The following is a 17,308-nucleotide window of genomic DNA, read 5'->3' as shown; positions in this document are numbered from 1 at the left end:
GGATCAACCGACCGTTGCGGCAATCTTGAAGATCGGCAGGTACATCGCGATCACTAGGCCGCCGACGAGTGTGCCGATGATGACCATGATGAAGGGCTCGATCAGACTCGACAGAGCGTCCACTGCATTGTTCACTTCCTGCTCGTAGTACTCCGCAACCTTGAACAGCATCGCATCGAGTGCGCCGGCTTCCTCGCCGATAGTGGTCATCTGCACAACCATGTGAGGAAACAACTGAGTCTGTTTCATCGCCATGTTGAGTGGGTAGCCCACTGAGACGTCATCACGCATGCGCAGTACGGCTTTTTCATAAACCGTGTTGCCCGTGGCGCCGGCCACCGTGCTCAGTGCTTCCACCAGCGGAACACCCGCCTTGAACGTCACGGCGGTGGTACGGGCGAAGCGCGCAATGGACGAGTTGTGCATGATCTGTCCGATCACCGGCACTCGGAGGACGAGCTTGTCCACCGCATGCTGGAATGCAGGTGAGCGCTTGAATGCGGCCACGGCGCCAAAGCCGGCTCCCACGATGATGATCAGCAACAGCCACCACCAGCTGACCATGAAGCGGGACAATCCAACAACCATTTGAGTGAATGCAGGCAGTTCGGCGCCGAAACCCGCAAAGGTCTCTTCGAAGATGGGTACCACATAGATCAAAATGATTGCGCATACCAGCAGGGCGACCGCGATAACAGTGGCCGGGTAGAACAGCGCTTTCTTTATTTTTCCCTTCAGCGCTTCCAGGTTTTCCTTGTAGTTGGCGATCGTATCCAGGACCGTTTCGAGCACGCCTGCCGACTCGCCTGCGCGCACCAGGTTGCGGTACAGCTCGTCGAACTGCACCGGATGCTTGCTGATGGCCTCATACAGTGATGAGCCGCCTTCGATGTCGAAGCGGATCTGCTGCACCATCTTGCTCATGCGGACGTTTTTCTGCCCACCCTCAATGATCTCCAGCGAGGACACCATCGGCACGCCGGACTTCATCATCGTCGCCAGCTGGCGGCTGAAGAAGGCGATCTCCTTGGCGGAGATGGTCTTGCCCGCCGACCCGAACAGCGGCTTGGGCTTCACCTTGACCACGTTGGGCGTGATGCCCTGCTTGCGCAGCTCGGCGCGCAGGAAGTTGGCATTCTTGGACTGCTGCTCGCCCTTCATCTTGACGCCGCGCTTGTCGGTGCCTTCCCAGACGAACAGGTTCAGCGGGTTCTCGCGGACGGGCGCGGAGGCGGCTTTCTTGGCGGCGGAACGGGTCACGGCCATCGGATTTCCCCTGTCCGGCTTTCCCCATCCGGACTTCATCGCCCCATGTTAGCCGGTTATCCGCCCAAGGGAAGCGGCGCGCCTGTGACGGCGGCCGGGTTTCGGTGATATGGCCGGGTCGGGCGGCTCCCGGGCGGGACCCCACCCTGCGTCTGTAGGAGCGCCTTCAGGCGCGATGCTCAAGGCTGCCAGCCCAGTTCAGCTCATTGTGTAGAAGGTGTCTCCGCAGGCAGCGTCCCACGCATCGCGCATGCGGGCGCGGTATCCCACAGCGCCCCGGTGCATGACATACGTCGTGCAGGAGCGCCCTTCGGCGCGATGCTTTCACGAGTGACCCATCCAGGAGCATCGAGCCCCGGGGCCGATCCTGCGGGTACGTTGGGAATGGCGCGCGGCGTGCGCTGGCCTATTCCATCCCCAGCTTCTTCAGCTTGTAGCGCAACGCCCGGAAGGTGATGCCCAACTGGGCGGCGGCCTTGGTCTTGTTCCAGCGATTCTCTTCCAGCGCCTTCTGGATCGCGGCGCGCTCCAGTTGCTCGATGTACTCGGGCAGGGCGCCGGCAGCAGGGTCGACATCCACCGCGCCCGGGACATCGCGGATCACTTCCCCGGGGCTGAAATCGCCACCGAACTTCTTGCCGGCAGGCGCCTGCGGCAGGTAGAGGTCGTCGATCTCGATGCTGTGGCCCTCGGACATGGCCAGCGCGCGCTCCAGGATGTTCTCCAGTTCGCGCACATTGCCCGGGAACGGGTAGCGGCCCAGCGCTTCCATCGCCTCCGGCGAGACCGACGGCGCCATGCGGCCGTGCTGGGCCGCCAGCCGTTCGAGGACGGCGCTGGTCAGCTGGGCCAGGTCGCCCGTGCGCTCGCGCAGCGGCGGCACCCGCAGTTCGATCACGTTGATGCGGTAGTACAGGTCGTGGCGGAAGCGGCCGTCGGCGGCCAGTTCGCCAAGATCCTTGTGGGTAGCCGACAGGATGCGTACGTCCACCTGCGCCTCGCCGGACGCGCCGACCGGGCGCACCGCTTTTTCCTGGATGGCGCGCAGCAGCTTGACCTGCATGGGCAGCGGCAGCTCGGCCACCTCGTCGAGGAACAGCGTGCCTCCGCTGGCGGCCTGGAACAGGCCCTGCTTGTCGGCGTGCGCGCCGGTGAAGCTGCCCTTCTTGTGGCCGAAGAACTCGCTTTCCATCAGCTCGGCGGGAATCGCGCCGCAGTTGACCGGAATGAACGGACCGGCAGCGCGCGCACCCTGCTCATGGATGGTGCGGGCCACGAGCTCCTTGCCGGTGCCGGACTCGCCCATGATGTAGACCGGCGCCTGGCTGCGCGCCACCTTGCCGATCGTCTCGCGCAACGCATCCATCGCGGCCGACGTACCCAGCAGGCGGCTGGCCTGTTCGGGCGGAGGAGGAGGCGGGGGAGCGCGATCGGTGTTGTTCAGTTCAAGCGCGTGCTTGACCAGCCCGCGCAGGACAGCGAGGTCCACGGGCTTGCTGACGAAATCGAAGGCACCAGCCTTCAGGGCTTCCACCGCCAGCTCGATGTTGCCGAACGCCGTGATCATGGCGACCGGCGTATTGGGATAGTTCCGGGAGATCTCGCCGACCAGGTCTATGCCGTTGCCATCGGGCAGGCGCATGTCGGTGAAGCACAGGTCGTAGGTGTTGCGTGCCAGCAACTCGCGGGCCTCACCTACATTGGCGGCGGTGTCGATGCGCAGGCCCATGCGGCCCAGCGTCAGCGTCAGCAGTTCGCGGATGTCGCGCTCGTCATCGACGATCAGGGCACTACGGCTTTGATTCATGCATCCCCCCTCTTGCCCCTGTGCGGGCAGTGTACCGGCTGAATGTGAATCATGGTAGGCAACGGCCTGTGATCGTGGCGTGGCATGTATGCCGTGCGTCCCGGGCTTGCCCGCATGGGCGCTCTTGGGCAAGAAGCGGTTGCATGATCACATCTGAAGGCATCCTGCCTGTGCCGCGGTGGGGCATGAAGGGTCTCCTGCAGGGGATTCCGGCGGCGCGGCCAACCGTGCCTACGCGGGTAACAACGCGTGCGGCCCGGGCAGGATGATGCGGAAACAGCTGCCGCCGCCCGGCACCGGGACGTATTCGAGCGTGGCCTGGTTGGCCCGGCACAGCTCGCGGGCGATGTAGAGCCCCAGGCCGGTGCCATGCTCGGACGTGGTGAAGAACGGCCGGAACAGTTGCGCCGCCACGGCTTCGGGGATGCCGGGGCCGCGGTCCATCACGTCGATGGTCGGACGCCCATCGGCATTGAACACGCGGATGCGGATGCGCGCGGGTTCCCCCGGCAGGCGCCCGTAGTTCAGCGCGTTCTGCACCAGGACCGTGACCACCTGCTGCAAGTGGCGTGAATCCACCAGCGCAGGCACCGGCTTGGCCCCGATGATGGTTTCCAGCGTGTCGGTCTCGATGGAGAGCGTCTGCTGGTACTCGTCCACGAAACGCCGCGCGAAGGTGTTGAGGTCCACGTGCTCGGGCGTGGCGCGTTCGCGACGGGCCAGCCCCAGCACGCTTTCGACGATGCCATTGGTGCGTTGGCACTGCTGGTGGATGATCTGCAGCAGGCGGCGGTCGCCGTCGCTGACCTGCTGGGATTCCTCCAGCAGCTGCACGGCGTAGTTGATCGCGGCCAGCGGATTGCGGATCTCGTGCGCCAGGCTGGCCGAAAAGCGGCCGAGCGCGGCCAGGGTCAGGGATTCGGCCCGGCGCGAGACCACCGTGGCATCGTCCAGGAAGATCAACGAGGTGTCGCTGTCGGCCAGCAGGCGGGCGAAGCGGGGCTGCACTTCCGGCTGGTCCGGCGAGAACTGCATCGGGGTTTCGTCGGTCTGCCAGCCGTTGCGCCAGCGCTGCAGGCGGCGGGCGAGTTCGGGTGCCGCGTGCTGCAGCGACAGTCCCTTCCCGTCGACGCCCTTGCCGTCGCCGCCGTCGCCGAGCAGCAGGCTGGCGGCCTCGTTGGACAGCTTGATGTGGTTGTCGGCGTCGACCACCAGCACGCCGGTCCGCATGCGGCGGATGATCAGTTCGTTGACTTCGAACAGGTTGGCGACTTCCTCGCCGCGCTTGTCCGCCAGCGCCTGGCTGGCACGCGCCTTCTGCCCGGCTTGGTGGGCGAGGTAGGCCAGGGCCAGGTAACTGACCGCGAACATGATGACTTCGGCCAGCGAGCGGCTGCTGTTCTGGTCGTGGAACAGGGTGAAGAAATACTCGCCGAACAGCGCGGCAATGGCGATCAGCGCCACGACCAGGGCCATCCGGGTGGACGGCAGCAGCAGGGCCGCTGCGGACACATTGAACAGCAGCATCATCGCCACGCCGGCCGTGGCGCCAGGCAGGGCGTGGGTGATCAGTCCTGCGACAAGCACGTCCAGGCAGACGCTGACGAACACGATCCACACCAGCCACTGCACGCTGCGACCGACGAAGAACAGCACCAGCGCCAGCACCAGGTAGCCGATGGCCACCAGCATGCCGAGGTCTTCGTGGCGGGGCTGGCCGAGCACATCGCCCAGCGGGCTGAACATCAGCGCGGCCAGGATGCCCGCTTCCAGCACGCGGTACAGCGCGAAGAAATACAGTTCGCGGCGCGGTACTGATTCGATGCGGGACAGGAGCGACTGGGCCTGACGCAAGACTCGTACTTCCCCGTGACGAGGCGGCCAGTATAGGCAGGCTGGCCCCCGGCTGCGCGCCGGGACCGTGTTTCCGCCTGTTCCACCAAAGGCTTAGGTGCCGGGTTTTGCGCCATCCGGCCCGGTCGGCGACAATAGGGGGCTCGCCCGCGCCGCCGCCCCCGTGGCCCCGGCCGTGGGCGATGTCTTCTGTTCCCTACCCACGGTGACGCATGAATTTCCACGAATATCAGGCCAAGCAGCTGCTGGCCGAGTACGGCATCCCGGTCCCGGCCGGCAAAGTCGCCTCCACGGCGGACGAAGCAGTGGCTGCCGCCCAGTCCCTCGGCAACGGTCCCTGGATGGTCAAGGCCCAGATCCACGCCGGTGGCCGCGGCAAGGCCGGCGGCGTCAAGTTCTGCAAGACCGTCGATGACGTGAAGGCGGCCGCCGGCAAGATGCTGGGCACCAGGATGGCCACCTACCAGACCGCCGGCGTCGAGCTGCCGGTCAACCTGGTGCTGGTGACCACCGCCGGCGAGATCGTCAAGGAGCTGTACCTGTCGGTGCTGGTCGACCGCGGCACCCGCACCATCACCTACATCGCCTCGTCCGAGGGCGGCGTGGAGATCGAGCAGGTCGCAGCCGAGACGCCGGACAAGATCCACAGCCTCAATGTCGACTTCGTCGAAGGCGTGCAGCCGTACCAAGGCCGCGAATTCGGCTTCAAGATGGGCCTGACCGCCAAGCAGGCGGGCCAGTTCGCCAGCATCATGGTCAACCTGTACCGCATCTTCAACGAGAAGGATCTGGCGCTGGTCGAGATCAACCCGCTGGCGATCCTGGACGACGGCAACCTGTACGCGCTGGACGGCAAGTTCAACAGCGACGACAACGCCGCCTTCCGCCACAAGGACCTGGTCGCGATGCGCGACAAGAGCCAGGAAGACGAGACCGAAGTGCTGGCCTCGGAGATGGACATCAACTACGTGACCATGGACGGCAACATCGGCTGCATGGTCAACGGCGCGGGCCTGGCCATGGCCACCATGGACGTCATCAAGCTCAACGGCGGCGAGCCGGCGAACTTCCTCGACGTGGGCGGCGGCGCCAACAAGCAGCGCGTGATCGAAGCGTTCAAGCTGATCCTGTCCTCGGACAAGGTCGAGGGCATCTTCGTCAACATCTTCGGCGGCATCGTCCGCTGCGACATGATCGCCGAGGGCATCATCGCCGCGGTGAAGGAAGTGGGCGTCAAGGTGCCGGTGGTGGTCCGCCTGGAAGGCACCAACGTGGAAGAAGGCAAGCAGCTGCTGCGTGACAGCGGCATGGCCATCATCCCGGCCGACAACATCAACGACGGTGCCAAGAAGGTCGTCGCTGCCGTCAAAGCTGCCGCCTGATCCACGACACCGAAGGAACTATCCATGAGCGTTTTGATCAACAAGAACACGAAGGTGATCGTGCAGGGCTTCACCGGCCAGCAGGGTACCTTCCATGCCACCCAGATGATCGAGTACGGCACCCAGGTCGTCGGCGGCGTCACGCCGGGCAAGGGCGGCACCACCCACATCGACCTGCCGGTGTTCGACACCGTCGCCGATGCCGTCAAGAGCACCGGCGCCGATGCATCCGTCATCTACGTCCCGCCGCCGTTCGCGGCCGACGCCATCCTTGAAGCGGCCGCGGCCGGCATCAAGGTCATCGTCTGCATCACCGAGGGCATCCCGGTGCTGGACATGCTGCGCGTGGACAACGTGCTGAAGGGCTCGCACCCGGACACCGTGCTGATCGGGCCGAACTGCCCCGGCGTGATCACCCCGGGCGAATGCAAGATCGGCATCATGCCGGGCCACATCCACAAGCCGGGCAAGATCGGCATCGTGTCGCGCTCCGGCACGCTGACCTATGAAGCGGTCAAGCAGACCACCGAAGTGGGCCTGGGCCAGTCGACCTGCATCGGCATCGGCGGCGACCCGATCAACGGCCTGAACTTCGTCGACTGCCTGAAGCTGTTCAACGAAGACCCGCAGACCGAAGGCATCATCATGGTCGGCGAGATCGGCGGCGACGCCGAGGAAGCCGGTGCCGAGTACATCGCCAAGTACGTGAAGAAGCCGGTCGTCGGCTTCATCGCCGGCGCCTCGGCCCCGGCCGGCAAGCGCATGGGCCACGCCGGTGCGATCGCTTCGGGTGGCAAGGGCACGGCGGAAGGCAAGTTCGCGGCGATGGAAGCCGCAGGCGTGGTCACCGTCCGCTCGCCGGGCGACCTGGGCGCGGCGATCGCGAAGCTGGTGAAGTAAGCCTCGCTGTCGCGCGTCACGCAGGAAGCCGCCTTCGGGCGGCTTTCTGCTTTCTGGGCGGCGGGTGAAAGGGAGTGACGTTCGGGTTGTTCCGGGCAAGTGTGGGGACACAGGCTTCGTTGCCCCCACCCCAACCCTCCCCCGCAAGCGGAGGAGGGGGCCTTGTCCGGGGTCCGCAAAGTTTCCCGGTTCCGGTCCAAGATCCCCGATCCCGATCCCGATCCCGATCCCGATCCCGATCCCGCGCGCGGTCCGCCCCTTCCCCCGCTTGCGGGGGAAGGCTGGGATGGGGGCAAAATGGCCACGAAGCCCAAGCACAGGACGTGCACTATGCGACAAGGACAGAAACGCAACCGCGCGCGCGAACTGCGGCGCGGCATGACGCTCGCGGAACGCCGGCTCCGGAGCATCCTCTGTCGTCGGCAACTTGAAGGCTTCCGCTTCCTTCGGCAGGTTCCGATAGGCCCATACATCGCCGATTTCGCGTGCCTCGAAGGCGCACTGGTCGTCGAGGTGGATGGCGGACAGCATATGGACGCCGAGACAGACTGCGCGCGCGATGCGTTTCTCCGTGGGAAAGGGTTCTGCACCCTGCGCTTCTGGAATAATGAGGTCATGGCGAATCTTGAAGGTGTCCGGGCGCTGATACTCAGTTGGCTAGGACACTCGCCCCCATCCCAGCCTTCCCCCGCGTGCGGGGGAAGGGGCAGTTTCAGAAGGCCGACATGACCCAGACCCTCCGCATCGCCATGGCGCAGTTCGACTTCCCGGTCGGCGGCGTCGCGCAGAACACGGCGAGCATCCAGCGCATGATCGCCGAGGCGCGCGACGAATACGGCGCCGACGTGGTGTTGTTTCCCGAACTCGCGATCAGTGGCTATCCGCCGGAGGACCTGCTGCTGCGGCCGCGCTTCCTGGCCGACTGCGAGACGGCACTGACGGAGATCGCCGCCACCACGCACGGCATCGTCGCCGTGGTCGGCTGGCCGCAGAGTGCGGGCAGCGTGGTCTACAACGCGGCCAGCGTGCTGCGCGACGGCGCGGTCGAGGTGACCTACCGCAAGCGCGAACTGCCCAATTACGCGGTATTCGACGAGCGCCGTTACTTCGATGTCGATCCGGACGGTGGCAGCTGTGTCTTCGAGGTGAAAGGCACGCAGGTGGGGCTGGTCATCTGCGAAGACCTCTGGTTCCCCGAGCCATTGGCCGAAACCGGGAAGGCCGGCGCGGTGCTCACGCTGGTGCCGAATGCCTCGCCGTTCGACCGCGACAAGCATGCGCAGCGCGACGCACTGATCGCCGAGCGTACGCGCGAGACGGGCATGGCGCTGGCCTACCTCAACGTGGTGGGCGGACAGGATGCGGTGGTGTTCGACGGGGCCTCCGTGGTCGCCGATGGCGACGGCACCGTGCATCCTGCGGCGGCGGCATTCACCGACCAGTGGCTGGTGGTCGATTTCGACGTGGCCACGCGCAAGTTCAGTCCGGTGGTCTGGATGGACGATGGCGACGAGAGCCGCGATGCGCTGGCGTGGCGCGCCATCGTGCGCGGCATCCGCGACTACTGCGGCAAGAACGGCTTTTCGAAGGTGTGGCTGGGCCTGTCCGGCGGCATCGATTCGGCGCTGGTGCTGGCGCTGGCCGTGGATGCGCTGGGCGCGGAGAACGTCACCGCGGTGCGGTTGCCGTCGCGTTACACGGCCGGCCTGTCGAACGACCTGGCCGCCGAGCAGTGCGCGGCGATGGGCGTGAAGCTGGAGGCGATCTCCATCGAGGCGCCGTTCAAGGGGTTCCTTGAAGCGCTCGGCCCGGTGTTCGGCGACACGCCCACCGACACCACCGAGGAGAACCTGCAGTCGCGCAGCCGCGGCGTGATCCTGATGGCATTGAGCAACAAGTTCGGCGGCCTGCTGCTGACCACCGGCAACAAGAGCGAATACGCGGTCGGCTACGCCACCATCTATGGCGACATGTGCGGTGGCTATGCGCCGATCAAGGACCTGTACAAGACCGAGGTGTTCGCGCTGGCGCGCTGGCGCAACACCGTGGGCGGTGCGCCGGTGATCCCGCCTGCCGTGATCGACCGTCCGCCGTCCGCGGAGCTGCGCGAGAACCAGAAGGACCAGGATTCGTTGCCGCCGTACGATGTGCTGGACGCCATCCTGTTCCGCTACGTGGACCTGGAGCAGTCGCGGGACGAGATCGTCGCTGCCGGCTTCGATGCAGCGACCGTGGACCGCATGCTGCGACTGGTGCGCATCAACGAGTGGAAGCGCCACCAGGCGGCGCCCGGCCCCAAGGTGTCGCGCCGGGCTTTCGGTCGCGAACGCCGCTACCCGATCACCAACAAGTACGCGTTGTAGGAAGGAAACGGCATGGCAAGGAAGAAGAAGCGCTCGCCGCACCGCGACCGCACGGCATCCCCCGCACCCCGTCCCGCGACGCCGCCGGACCGGGTGATGCTGGCACTGGCGGCGCTGGGCCTGCTGATCACCGGCTACCTGGCCTGGACGGCGGGCAGCGGTTCGGCTTCGGCGTTCTGCACCAGCGACGGCGGCTGCGATGCGATCCAGCGCAGCGGCTGGTCGACCCTGCTCGGCGTGCCGATGGCGCTGTGGGGCTTCGGACTGTATGCGGTGGTCGCGTTGGTATCGGCAATGCGCAAGGCATCGCCGCTGCTGCGCTGGCAACGGCAGTGGCGGCTGGTGCTGCTGGGGCTGGCGATCAGCGTCTACCTGACGGTGGTCGGTGCATGGGTACTGGATGCCTTCTGCATGGGTTGCCTGGCATCGCTGGCGGTGCTGGTGGCGATGTTCGCGTGGCTGCAGGCGCGTCGCCCCGCGTCCGCGCCAGGCCAGTCCTGGGGCCGCTGGTGGGGCGTCCACGCGCTGCCGGTGCTGTTGGTGGTCGCGATCCTGCATGTGCACCAGAGCGGACTGCTGCACCAGCGTCCGGAGAGTCGACGTGCGGAGGCGCTGGCGCAGCATCTGTCCGCGTATGGCGCGAAGTTCTACGGTGCTTCGTGGTGCGTGGAGTGCAGCCGGCAGAAGCGCCATTTCGGGCACGCGGCGGAGCAGTTGCCCTACGTGGAATGCTCACCCGGCGGGCGCAACGCGCCGATGACGGCTACCTGTGCGGCGGCGGGCGTGACCGTGTTCCCCACCTGGGTCATCGATGGCATCGAGCACAACGGCGTGATCGAACCGCAGCAGCTGGCGGTGCTTACGCGCTTCGACTGGGAAGGTGCTGCGGACGACGAGTGAGTCGCCGCGCTCCGGGCGGAGCCGGAACACCTGCGCATGCAGGGCGCGCAGGCATCCGCACATGAAAAAGGGCCTTGCGGCCCTTTTCCGTTTCCGTGTCCGGTTGGATCAGTCGTCGTTGCGCCTGTCGGCGGTATTGATCGACTTCTCGGCGCCGAACGGGTTCAGGCGACGCACCATCCACGGGTAGTCGGGCCACTTGCCGGCCAGCCAGGGGTGCTGCGGATCGTTGATTTCCAGCACGCGCTTGGCGTCGGCGGCGAGGGTTTCGTTGCCCAGCTGGGTGTAGGCCTCGGCCAGCACGGCGATGGCGTCGTTCTGGTGGCTGCTCTGCGGGTAGGTTTCCAGCAGGTACTTGGCGCGGCTGGCGGCGGACACCCACGCATCGCGGCGCAGGTAGTAGATCGCGGTGTCCAGCTCGTGCAGGGCGAACTGGTTGCGCAGCACGCTCATGCGCTGGCGCGCATCGGCGGCATAGCGGCTGTTGGGGTAGTTCTCGGCGACCCGGTTGAGGTCGTTGTAACCCTGCATCGGCGTGGCCAGGTCGCGACGGCTGGCTTCCAGGCGCCAGACCTTCTGCAGGAACACCGTGTCGCGGTTGGAGTTGGCCAGCCCGCGCAGGTAGTACATGTACGGGACGTTGCGATGGGTCGGATAGGTGCGGATGAAGCGGTCGATGGTGGTGACCGCATCGTCCAGCTTGCCCGACTTGTACTCGGCGTAGGCCGATTCCATCAATGCCTGTTCGGTATAGGGGCCGTACGGATACTGGGCGATCAGGCGGCGGAAGTTCTGCAGGCCGCGGTCCCAGTTGTTGTTCATCATCGCCTGGTGGGCTTCCTGGTACATCACCTCGACAGGCTGGTTTTCCGCTGCTTCCTTCTTCTTGAAGATCTTGCCGCAGCCGGTCCCGGCGAAGGCGATTACCAGCGCCAGCAGGACGAAACGGGCGGGCGCGGAACGGCGGGTGGAGCGGGGAAGGGCACGCTGGGTCATGGGCTGGCGGCAGGCCGCGGCAGGGAAACAGGCTGTCGATGATAGCCTAGGCGCCGCCTTCGCCATGAACAATCGGCCAATACGGACCGAGCATGGCCTCCCTGGATGTCTTTCCGCATGACCGATACCGATTCCCCCGACAGCCTCCGCACCGCCATCGTGCCCGCCAGCGCGGCCGGCCGGCGCTTTGACGCCGCGCTGGCGGAGCTGTTCCCCGAGTTCTCCCGGTCGCGCCTGACCGAGTGGATCAAGTCCGGCAACGCCCTGCTGGACGGCCAGGTGGTGCGCCCGCGCGACCCCGTGCGCGGCGGCGAGACCGCCAGCCTGGACGTGGTACTGGACACCCAGACCCACGCACTCCCCGAAGACATCCCGCTGGACGTGCTGTACGAGGACGAGCATGTGTTCGTGCTGGACAAGCCTGCCGGGCTGGTGGTGCATCCCGGTGCGGGCAACCCCACCGGCACGCTGGTCAACGCCCTGCTGTTCCGCGACCCGTCGCTGTCGGCGCTGCCGCGCGCCGGGATCGTGCACCGGCTGGACAAAGACACCTCCGGCGTCATGGTGGTCGCACGCACCGTGCCGGCGCATACCTCGCTGGTGGCGCAGTTGGCCTCGCGCGACGTGCACCGCCAGTACCTGGCCGTGGTGGTCGGGGCGATGGTCTCCGGCGGCACGGCGAATGCGCCGATCGACCGCCACCCGCGCGACCGGCTGAAGATGGCGGTGCGCGAGGATGGCCGCGATGCGGTCACCCACTACCGCCTGCGCGAACGCTTCCGCGCGCACACCGCGCTGGAGTGCCGGCTGGAAACGGGCCGCACGCACCAGATCCGCGTGCACATGGCGCACATCAAGTACCCGATCATCGGTGATCCGCTGTACGGCGGGCCGCTGCGTTTGCCCAAGGGCGCCAGCGAGGAACTGATCGCCGTGTTGCGCAGCTTCCGGCGACAGGCGCTGCATGCCGAGACCCTGGAGTTCGCCCACCCCGCCACCGGTGAACCGGTCCGCGTCACCGCGCCCGTACCGGCCGACATGGTGGCGCTGCTGGCGGCCCTGCGCGCGGACAGCAAGGCGCAGCGCGGATGAACCGCGCGCCGGTCGTGTCCGCCGGCTGGCCCGCGCCTCCCGGCGTGCATGCCTTCACCACCTTGCGTCATGGCGCGGGATGCTCGGCGGCACCGTTCGACACCTTCAACCTCGGCAACCGCTACGCCGCCGATGGCGATGACCCGGCCACGGTGGCGCGCAATCGCGCGCAACTGGTCGAACTCGCCGGCCTGCCGTCGGTGCCGCACTGGCTGAAGCAGGTGCATGGCATCGACGTGCTGCGTGTGGATGCGCCCGCCGATCCGGATGCCGACGAACCGGTGGCCGACGCGCTGGTGACGGCGACACCCGGCGTGGTACTGGCCATCCTCACCGCCGACTGCCTGCCGGTGGTGTTCGCCGCGAAGGACGGTCGCGAGATCGCGGCCGCGCATGCCGGCTGGCCCGGCCTGTCGAAAGGGATGCTGGAAACCGCGCTGGACGCGATGACGACGCCGGCGGCGGAGGTGATGGCGTGGATAGGTCCGGCTGCGGGGCCGCGGCGGTATGAAGTGGGCAAGGACGTCTTCGACGTGTTCGTCGCACACGATGCGGATGCCGAAGCCTGCTTCGTGCCGACACGCGAGAACCATTGGCTGGCCGATCTGCCGGCGCTGGCACGCCGACGGCTGGTCGCGCATGGCGTGACGCCCGCGGACATCCACGGCGGCGATCTCTGCACGATCAGCGAGCCAGCGCGCTTCTTCTCGCACCGCCGCGATGGCCGCAGCGGCCGCATCGCCACGCTGGCATGGATGCAGCCGTAAGGTCGTTGTTCGCGCAGGTGCTGGGGCCGGCGTTCGACGGGCTGCCGGCGCCGGTGCGCGCGTTGCACATGGCGCAGGGCGTGAATCGGTACCGGGGTGGCGTCGAGGTCGAGCGCGGCGGTCGATGGCTGTCGCGGCTGATCGCCGCGGCCACCCATCTTCCGCCCCCTGGCGCCGGCCCGCTATGCGTGGAGATTGAGGCATCGCCTGACACCGAGCGTTGGACGCGCTTCATCGGCGGGCGTGCGATGCCCTCGCGCCTGTGGCGCGACGGTGAGGTGCTGTGCGAGCGGCTGGGCCTGGCGACGTTCGGCTTCCGACTGGAGGTCGTGGACCACGCCATCGCATGGCGCGTCGTCCGGGTGAGTGTGTTCGGCGTGTCGTTGCCGGCGCGTTGGTTCACGGGCGTGGGCGCACGAGAGTTCGGCGAGGACGGGCGCTACCGGTTCGACGTCTGGGCGTCGTTGCCGTTCACCGGATTGTTGGTGCACTACCGCGGGTGGCTCGATGTCCGCGACGCGTGATGGGCCTTCCTTCTCCCCGCGCGCGGGGGAGAAGGTGCCCGGAGGGCGGATGAGGGGCGCTTTTCGTCGCTCGCAAGACGAGCGTATGTCCGTGCGTCGCCTGTTGCATCACCGCAGTGGGCCGACGGATGGCGGACTCCGTTCGCCCCTCACTCGTCGTTGGCACTCTCCCCCCGCATGCGGGGAGAGGGGAGCCCTCAAGCGTCACGGAGAGGTTGAATGACCCCAAACGACCCCTCCGCTGCACAAGGCCCCATCATCGTCTTCGATGGCATCTGCGTGCTGTGCAATGGATGGGTACGCTTCCTGCTGAAGCATGATCGCGTGGGACGTTATCGCTTCGCCGCCATGCAGTCGGACGCAGGGCGCGCGCTGCTGGCAGGGCATGGGCTGGATCCCGACGATCCTGCGTCGTTCCTGCTGGTCGATGGTCATCGCGCATGGACCGACAGCGATGCGATCCGTCGCGTGCTGATGGGATTGGGCGGTGCGTGGCGGCTTGCCCTGGTGATCGCCCTGGTGCCGCGTGGTGTGCGCGATCCGCTATACCGCTGGATCGCGCGACACCGGTACCGGTGGTTCGGGATGACGGCATGCCGGGTGCCGACGGAGGAGGAGCGGGCGCGCTTCCTGTAGGAGCGGCTTCAGCCGCGACCGCACGGCGACCGTGCTCGTGATGATGCCTGTCGCGGGCGATGGCAGCCGATGCGCATGTGTTTCCTGCGGCGTGCAGGTATCCGGTCGCGGCTGAAGCTGCTCCTACAGGTTGTTCGTCATCCGGGCGCGTGGCGGCGAGTTCTTCATGCTTGGCTGCAAGGCGGCGTCCCTGTTGTTCACCGTCCGGGCGCATTGCGATGCGTTCGTGGTCTGCGGCCCCCGGACGATCAGTTCGTCGAGCCGCCTCCGTGAGGGAGGCGGCGATGCCCGTGGCACTCAGAAGGTGTAGCGCACCCGCGTGTAGTAATACGCACCGTTGCTGCCGATCGGCGACAGCACGTCGTAGGGCAGGTTGCCGAAGTAGGCGATGTCCGCGCTGGACAGGTCCGGGTACTCGTCGGTCAGGTTCAGGCCGCCCAGCGCGACGCTCCACTGCGGCGAAAACCGGTATTCCACTTCCGCGTCCAGTTGCCACTCGGCGCCGTAGGTCTGTTCCGGCTCGAAGCCGCCGCCGAAGTTGAACACGCGCTTGGCGCTGCCATGGCGGCTGACGCGTCCCAGCAGCGACCAATCGGTGTTGTTCCAGCTCGCGGTGAAGATGCCACGCGTGCGCGGTGCGGCATCGGTCAGCGTGTTGCTCTCCTCAACGCCGAACAGCACGTAGGTGGGGTCGATGGCGAGCAGTTCGGCGGGCGTAACGGCGATGTTCTTCAGTTCCGTCTTCGCGTAGCTGTAGGCGCCGGTCAACAGCAGGTTGCCGTCACCCAGCACCTGCCGCCAGTTGGCCACCAGCTCCGCACCTTCGGTACGGGTGTCGGCGGCATTGATGAAGAAGTTGGCGCTCTGCACGCCCGGCACGCCGAAATTGTCCAGCACGAAATCGGTCAGCGCATCGCCGGTGATGCGTTCCGTGATCGCCACGCGGTCGTCGATGTCGATGCGGAACACGTCCAGCGATACGTCGAAATGCTCACCGATGCGGCTGGTGAAGCCGAGACTGAGGTTCAGCGCCTTCTCGGGGTCCAGGTCCTGCGCGCCCAGGGCGCGGGCGATGGGGTTGTTGACCGACAGCAGGCGGCCCTGGGTGAGTTGGCCGGACGCGTCGTAACCGGTGGAGGTGGATTCGAAGCCGATCTGGCTCAGCGACGGTGCGCGGAAGTTGTTCGACACCGAGCCGCGCAGCGCGAAGGCGGGCGCGAACTCATAGCGGGCGGCCAGCTTGCCGGTCAGTTCGCCGCCGAAGTCGTCGTAATGTTCGTAGCGCGCGGCGATGTCGGTGGTGAATTTCTCGCCCCATTGGCTGCTGAGGCTGGCGTAGACGCTGGACACATCGCGGTCGAGGTCGGCGGTGTCCTGCGGCGTCAGCCCGCCGCCGGCCTGCGAGCCGGTCGGGCGGTCGGTGAAGGGACCGGCTGCGTACGAGGCAGGATCGCCTGCGCCGGTCTCGAAGGTTTCATGACGGAACTCGAGGCCGGTGGCGAACGTATGCGCGCCGAACACGCGGCTCAGGTCGAGGTTGGCGAGCGTCTGTGCGGACTCGTAGTCGCCGGTCTTGAAGCGCGTGGGACTGCTGGGGCCCAGCGAGGCGTTGAGCGAATTGCGCAGCCGGTAGGTGAATTCGTTGCGGCCATGATTGAGGCTGGCGTCGTAATCCCATTCGCCCCATTGGCCGCGCACGCCGGCCACCCCGGCCAGGTCGAGGTTCTCGCCTTCGGAGATCGGGCGGTAGCCGTTCGGATAGACCTCCTTCCAGTTCGCCACACCATCGGGGTAGCGGAAGTAGTTCGCGCCTTCGGTATCGCTCTGGTGGTAGGTGCCGAAGGCGTACAGCTCGGCCGATTCGCCCAGCGGCACGGCCGCGTTGAGCCACGCGTTGATGTCCTTCGAACTGCCGTCGCCCAGCACGTAGTTGCGCTGGCCGGCCAGGGCGAGGTTGTCCGGGGTCTGCTCCTCGAAGAACGGGATCTGGTCGAAGCCGGCGCGGTTGGTGCCTTCGCGCTGCTTGTACTCCAGGCCCACGCGGAAGAAGCCGCCGTCGCCGATGCGGTCGCCGACCTGCGCGCTGAAGAAGCCGGTCTGGCCGTCGGTGACGGTCTGGTCGATCGGCTCCACCTTGGTGTGGTGCGCGCCATAGCTGGCTTCGATGGCGCCGCCTTCCGGCGTGTCATCGAGGATGACGTTGATGACGCCGGCGACGGCATCGGAGCCGTACTGCGCGCCAGCGCCGTCGCGCAGCACTTCGATGCGCTTGATCGCGCTGACCGGGATGGCATTGAAGTCCACCGGCGTGTTGCCCTTGCCGATCTTGCTGTCGGTGTTGACCAGCGCGCTGGTGTGGCGGCGCTTGCCGTTGACCAGCACCAGCACCTGGTTGGGGCTCAGGCCACGCAGCTGCGCGGCGCGGATGTGGTCGGCGCCGCCGGAGTTGGACTGGCGCGGGAAGTTCAGCGACGGCAGCAGCGCCTGCAGCGCACTGCCGAGCTCGCCGTTGAGCACGCCGGCCTGGCGGATGTCTTCGGCGGTCAGCACATCGATGGGCGAGGTGGATTCCAGCGCGGTGCGGTCGGTGGCGCGGGTGCCGGTGACGATCACGGCGTCCAGGTCGGTGGCGCCGGCAGGCGCGGTCTGGGCATGGGCGGGGACGGCGAGCGCCAGCACGATGGCGGCGCCGAGCGGAGCAAGGACGGGGTGGGACATGCGGGTCTCGTGGGGCGAGGGAGGGAGCAGGGCGGAGTCTATCGCTATATTGCGATGAAGCGATATATTAACCGCCGCTGCGGACCGTGTGTCATCTCCGCTC

At 66.9% G+C, this 17,308-nt stretch carries 14 protein-coding genes; 9 read left to right on the top strand and 5 right to left on the bottom strand.

Features of this window, described 5'->3' with window-relative positions; all coding sequences use genetic code 11:
- Window positions 1-3: 3 nt before the first annotated feature.
- The 3 genes from WBN46_RS10795 to WBN46_RS10785 all read right to left on the bottom strand — a co-directional run bounded on the left by WBN46_RS10795 (window position 4) and on the right by WBN46_RS10785 (window position 4,927).
- A complete protein-coding gene (locus tag WBN46_RS10795; RefSeq protein ID WP_337731507.1) occupies window positions 4-1,266 on the bottom strand; it encodes a type II secretion system F family protein in 1,263 nt (420 codons plus the stop codon).
- A 406-nt stretch (window positions 1,267-1,672) separates the two neighbouring features.
- Complete coding sequence (locus tag WBN46_RS10790) at window positions 1,673-3,073, bottom strand: sigma-54 dependent transcriptional regulator (protein WP_142125722.1); 1,401 nt, start codon at window positions 3,071-3,073, stop codon at window positions 1,673-1,675.
- Between the two features lie 231 nt (window positions 3,074-3,304).
- Complete coding sequence (locus WBN46_RS10785; RefSeq protein WP_337731506.1) at window positions 3,305-4,927, bottom strand: ATP-binding protein; 1,623 nt, start codon at window positions 4,925-4,927, stop codon at window positions 3,305-3,307.
- 212 nt (window positions 4,928-5,139) lie between these two features.
- Here WBN46_RS10785 and sucC point away from each other — a divergent pair, with 212 nt between their 5' ends.
- The 5 genes from sucC to WBN46_RS10760 all read left to right on the top strand — a co-directional run bounded on the left by sucC (window position 5,140) and on the right by WBN46_RS10760 (window position 10,472).
- Window positions 5,140-6,309, top strand: a complete 1,170-nt coding sequence (gene sucC / locus WBN46_RS10780; protein ID WP_337731505.1) for an ADP-forming succinate--CoA ligase subunit beta — start codon at window positions 5,140-5,142, stop codon at window positions 6,307-6,309.
- 24 nt (window positions 6,310-6,333) lie between these two features.
- Window positions 6,334-7,209 (top strand): succinate--CoA ligase subunit alpha, encoded by an 876-nt coding sequence (gene sucD / locus WBN46_RS10775; protein WP_142125725.1) that lies wholly within the window; start codon window positions 6,334-6,336, stop codon window positions 7,207-7,209.
- Between the two features lie 330 nt (window positions 7,210-7,539).
- Window positions 7,540-7,938 (top strand): DUF559 domain-containing protein, encoded by a 399-nt coding sequence (locus WBN46_RS10770; RefSeq protein WP_337731916.1) that lies wholly within the window; start codon window positions 7,540-7,542, stop codon window positions 7,936-7,938.
- The gene (locus WBN46_RS10765) at window positions 7,935-9,572 is read left to right on the top strand and encodes an NAD+ synthase (protein ID WP_337731504.1); all 1,638 of its coding nucleotides are present in this window, start codon (window positions 7,935-7,937) and stop codon (window positions 9,570-9,572) included. The genes WBN46_RS10770 and WBN46_RS10765 overlap by 4 nt, the downstream gene beginning before the upstream one ends.
- 12 nt (window positions 9,573-9,584) lie before the next feature.
- Window positions 9,585-10,472, top strand: a complete 888-nt coding sequence (locus WBN46_RS10760) for a vitamin K epoxide reductase family protein (protein WP_337731503.1) — start codon at window positions 9,585-9,587, stop codon at window positions 10,470-10,472.
- Between the two features lie 108 nt (window positions 10,473-10,580).
- Here WBN46_RS10760 and WBN46_RS10755 read toward each other — a convergent pair whose 3' ends face one another.
- On the bottom strand, window positions 10,581-11,468 hold the full coding sequence (locus WBN46_RS10755; RefSeq protein ID WP_192202008.1) for an outer membrane protein assembly factor BamD: 888 nt from the start codon (window positions 11,466-11,468) through the stop codon (window positions 10,581-10,583).
- 117 nt (window positions 11,469-11,585) lie between these two features.
- Here WBN46_RS10755 and rluD point away from each other — a divergent pair, with 117 nt between their 5' ends.
- From rluD to WBN46_RS10735, 4 genes are all read left to right on the top strand, one after another.
- On the top strand, window positions 11,586-12,560 hold the full coding sequence (rluD, locus tag WBN46_RS10750) for a 23S rRNA pseudouridine(1911/1915/1917) synthase RluD (RefSeq protein ID WP_337731502.1): 975 nt from the start codon (window positions 11,586-11,588) through the stop codon (window positions 12,558-12,560).
- Window positions 12,557-13,327, top strand: a complete 771-nt coding sequence (gene pgeF, locus WBN46_RS10745) for a peptidoglycan editing factor PgeF (protein WP_337731501.1) — start codon at window positions 12,557-12,559, stop codon at window positions 13,325-13,327. The genes rluD and pgeF overlap by 4 nt, the downstream gene beginning before the upstream one ends.
- Window positions 13,312-13,851 (top strand): DUF4166 domain-containing protein, encoded by a 540-nt coding sequence (locus WBN46_RS10740; protein WP_337731500.1) that lies wholly within the window; start codon window positions 13,312-13,314, stop codon window positions 13,849-13,851. The genes pgeF and WBN46_RS10740 overlap by 16 nt, the downstream gene beginning before the upstream one ends.
- Before the next feature lie 219 nt (window positions 13,852-14,070).
- Window positions 14,071-14,487, top strand: coding sequence for a thiol-disulfide oxidoreductase DCC family protein (locus WBN46_RS10735; RefSeq protein ID WP_337731499.1), 417 nt, complete (start codon window positions 14,071-14,073; stop codon window positions 14,485-14,487).
- Between the two features lie 297 nt (window positions 14,488-14,784).
- On the opposite strand, the gene WBN46_RS10730 is transcribed toward WBN46_RS10735, so the two are convergent.
- On the bottom strand, window positions 14,785-17,205 hold the full coding sequence (locus WBN46_RS10730; RefSeq protein ID WP_337731498.1) for a TonB-dependent receptor: 2,421 nt from the start codon (window positions 17,203-17,205) through the stop codon (window positions 14,785-14,787).
- Window positions 17,206-17,308 lie beyond the last annotated feature (103 nt).

The sequence above is a fragment of the Pseudoxanthomonas sp. CCNWLW251 genome (assembly GCF_037402255.1).
Classification (GTDB): Bacteria; Pseudomonadota; Gammaproteobacteria; order Xanthomonadales; family Xanthomonadaceae; genus Pseudoxanthomonas_A.
Note: the sequence above shows the minus strand (reverse complement) of the source record. Positions and strands in the feature narration are given on the sequence as shown.

Bases quoted from the DNA above. Each gene is read 5' to 3' on its own strand.
- WBN46_RS10795 (WP_337731507.1), bottom strand. From the start codon at position 1,266: ATGGCCGTGACCCGTTCCGCCGCCAAGAAAGCCGCCTCCGCGCCCGTC.
- WBN46_RS10790 (WP_142125722.1), bottom strand. From the start codon at position 3,073: ATGAATCAAAGCCGTAGTGCCCTGATCGTCGATGACGAGCGCGACATC.
- sucC (WP_337731505.1), top strand. From the start codon at position 5,140: ATGAATTTCCACGAATATCAGGCCAAGCAGCTGCTGGCCGAGTACGGC.
- sucD (WP_142125725.1), top strand. From the start codon at position 6,334: ATGAGCGTTTTGATCAACAAGAACACGAAGGTGATCGTGCAGGGCTTC.
- WBN46_RS10770 (WP_337731916.1), top strand. From the start codon at position 7,540: ATGCGACAAGGACAGAAACGCAACCGCGCGCGCGAACTGCGGCGCGGC.
- WBN46_RS10765 (WP_337731504.1), top strand. From the start codon at position 7,935: ATGACCCAGACCCTCCGCATCGCCATGGCGCAGTTCGACTTCCCGGTC.
- WBN46_RS10760 (WP_337731503.1), top strand. From the start codon at position 9,585: ATGGCAAGGAAGAAGAAGCGCTCGCCGCACCGCGACCGCACGGCATCC.
- WBN46_RS10755 (WP_192202008.1), bottom strand. From the start codon at position 11,468: ATGACCCAGCGTGCCCTTCCCCGCTCCACCCGCCGTTCCGCGCCCGCC.
- rluD (WP_337731502.1), top strand. From the start codon at position 11,586: ATGACCGATACCGATTCCCCCGACAGCCTCCGCACCGCCATCGTGCCC.
- pgeF (WP_337731501.1), top strand. From the start codon at position 12,557: ATGAACCGCGCGCCGGTCGTGTCCGCCGGCTGGCCCGCGCCTCCCGGC.
- WBN46_RS10740 (WP_337731500.1), top strand. From the start codon at position 13,312: ATGGATGCAGCCGTAAGGTCGTTGTTCGCGCAGGTGCTGGGGCCGGCG.
- WBN46_RS10735 (WP_337731499.1), top strand. From the start codon at position 14,071: ATGACCCCAAACGACCCCTCCGCTGCACAAGGCCCCATCATCGTCTTC.
- WBN46_RS10730 (WP_337731498.1), bottom strand. From the start codon at position 17,205: ATGTCCCACCCCGTCCTTGCTCCGCTCGGCGCCGCCATCGTGCTGGCG.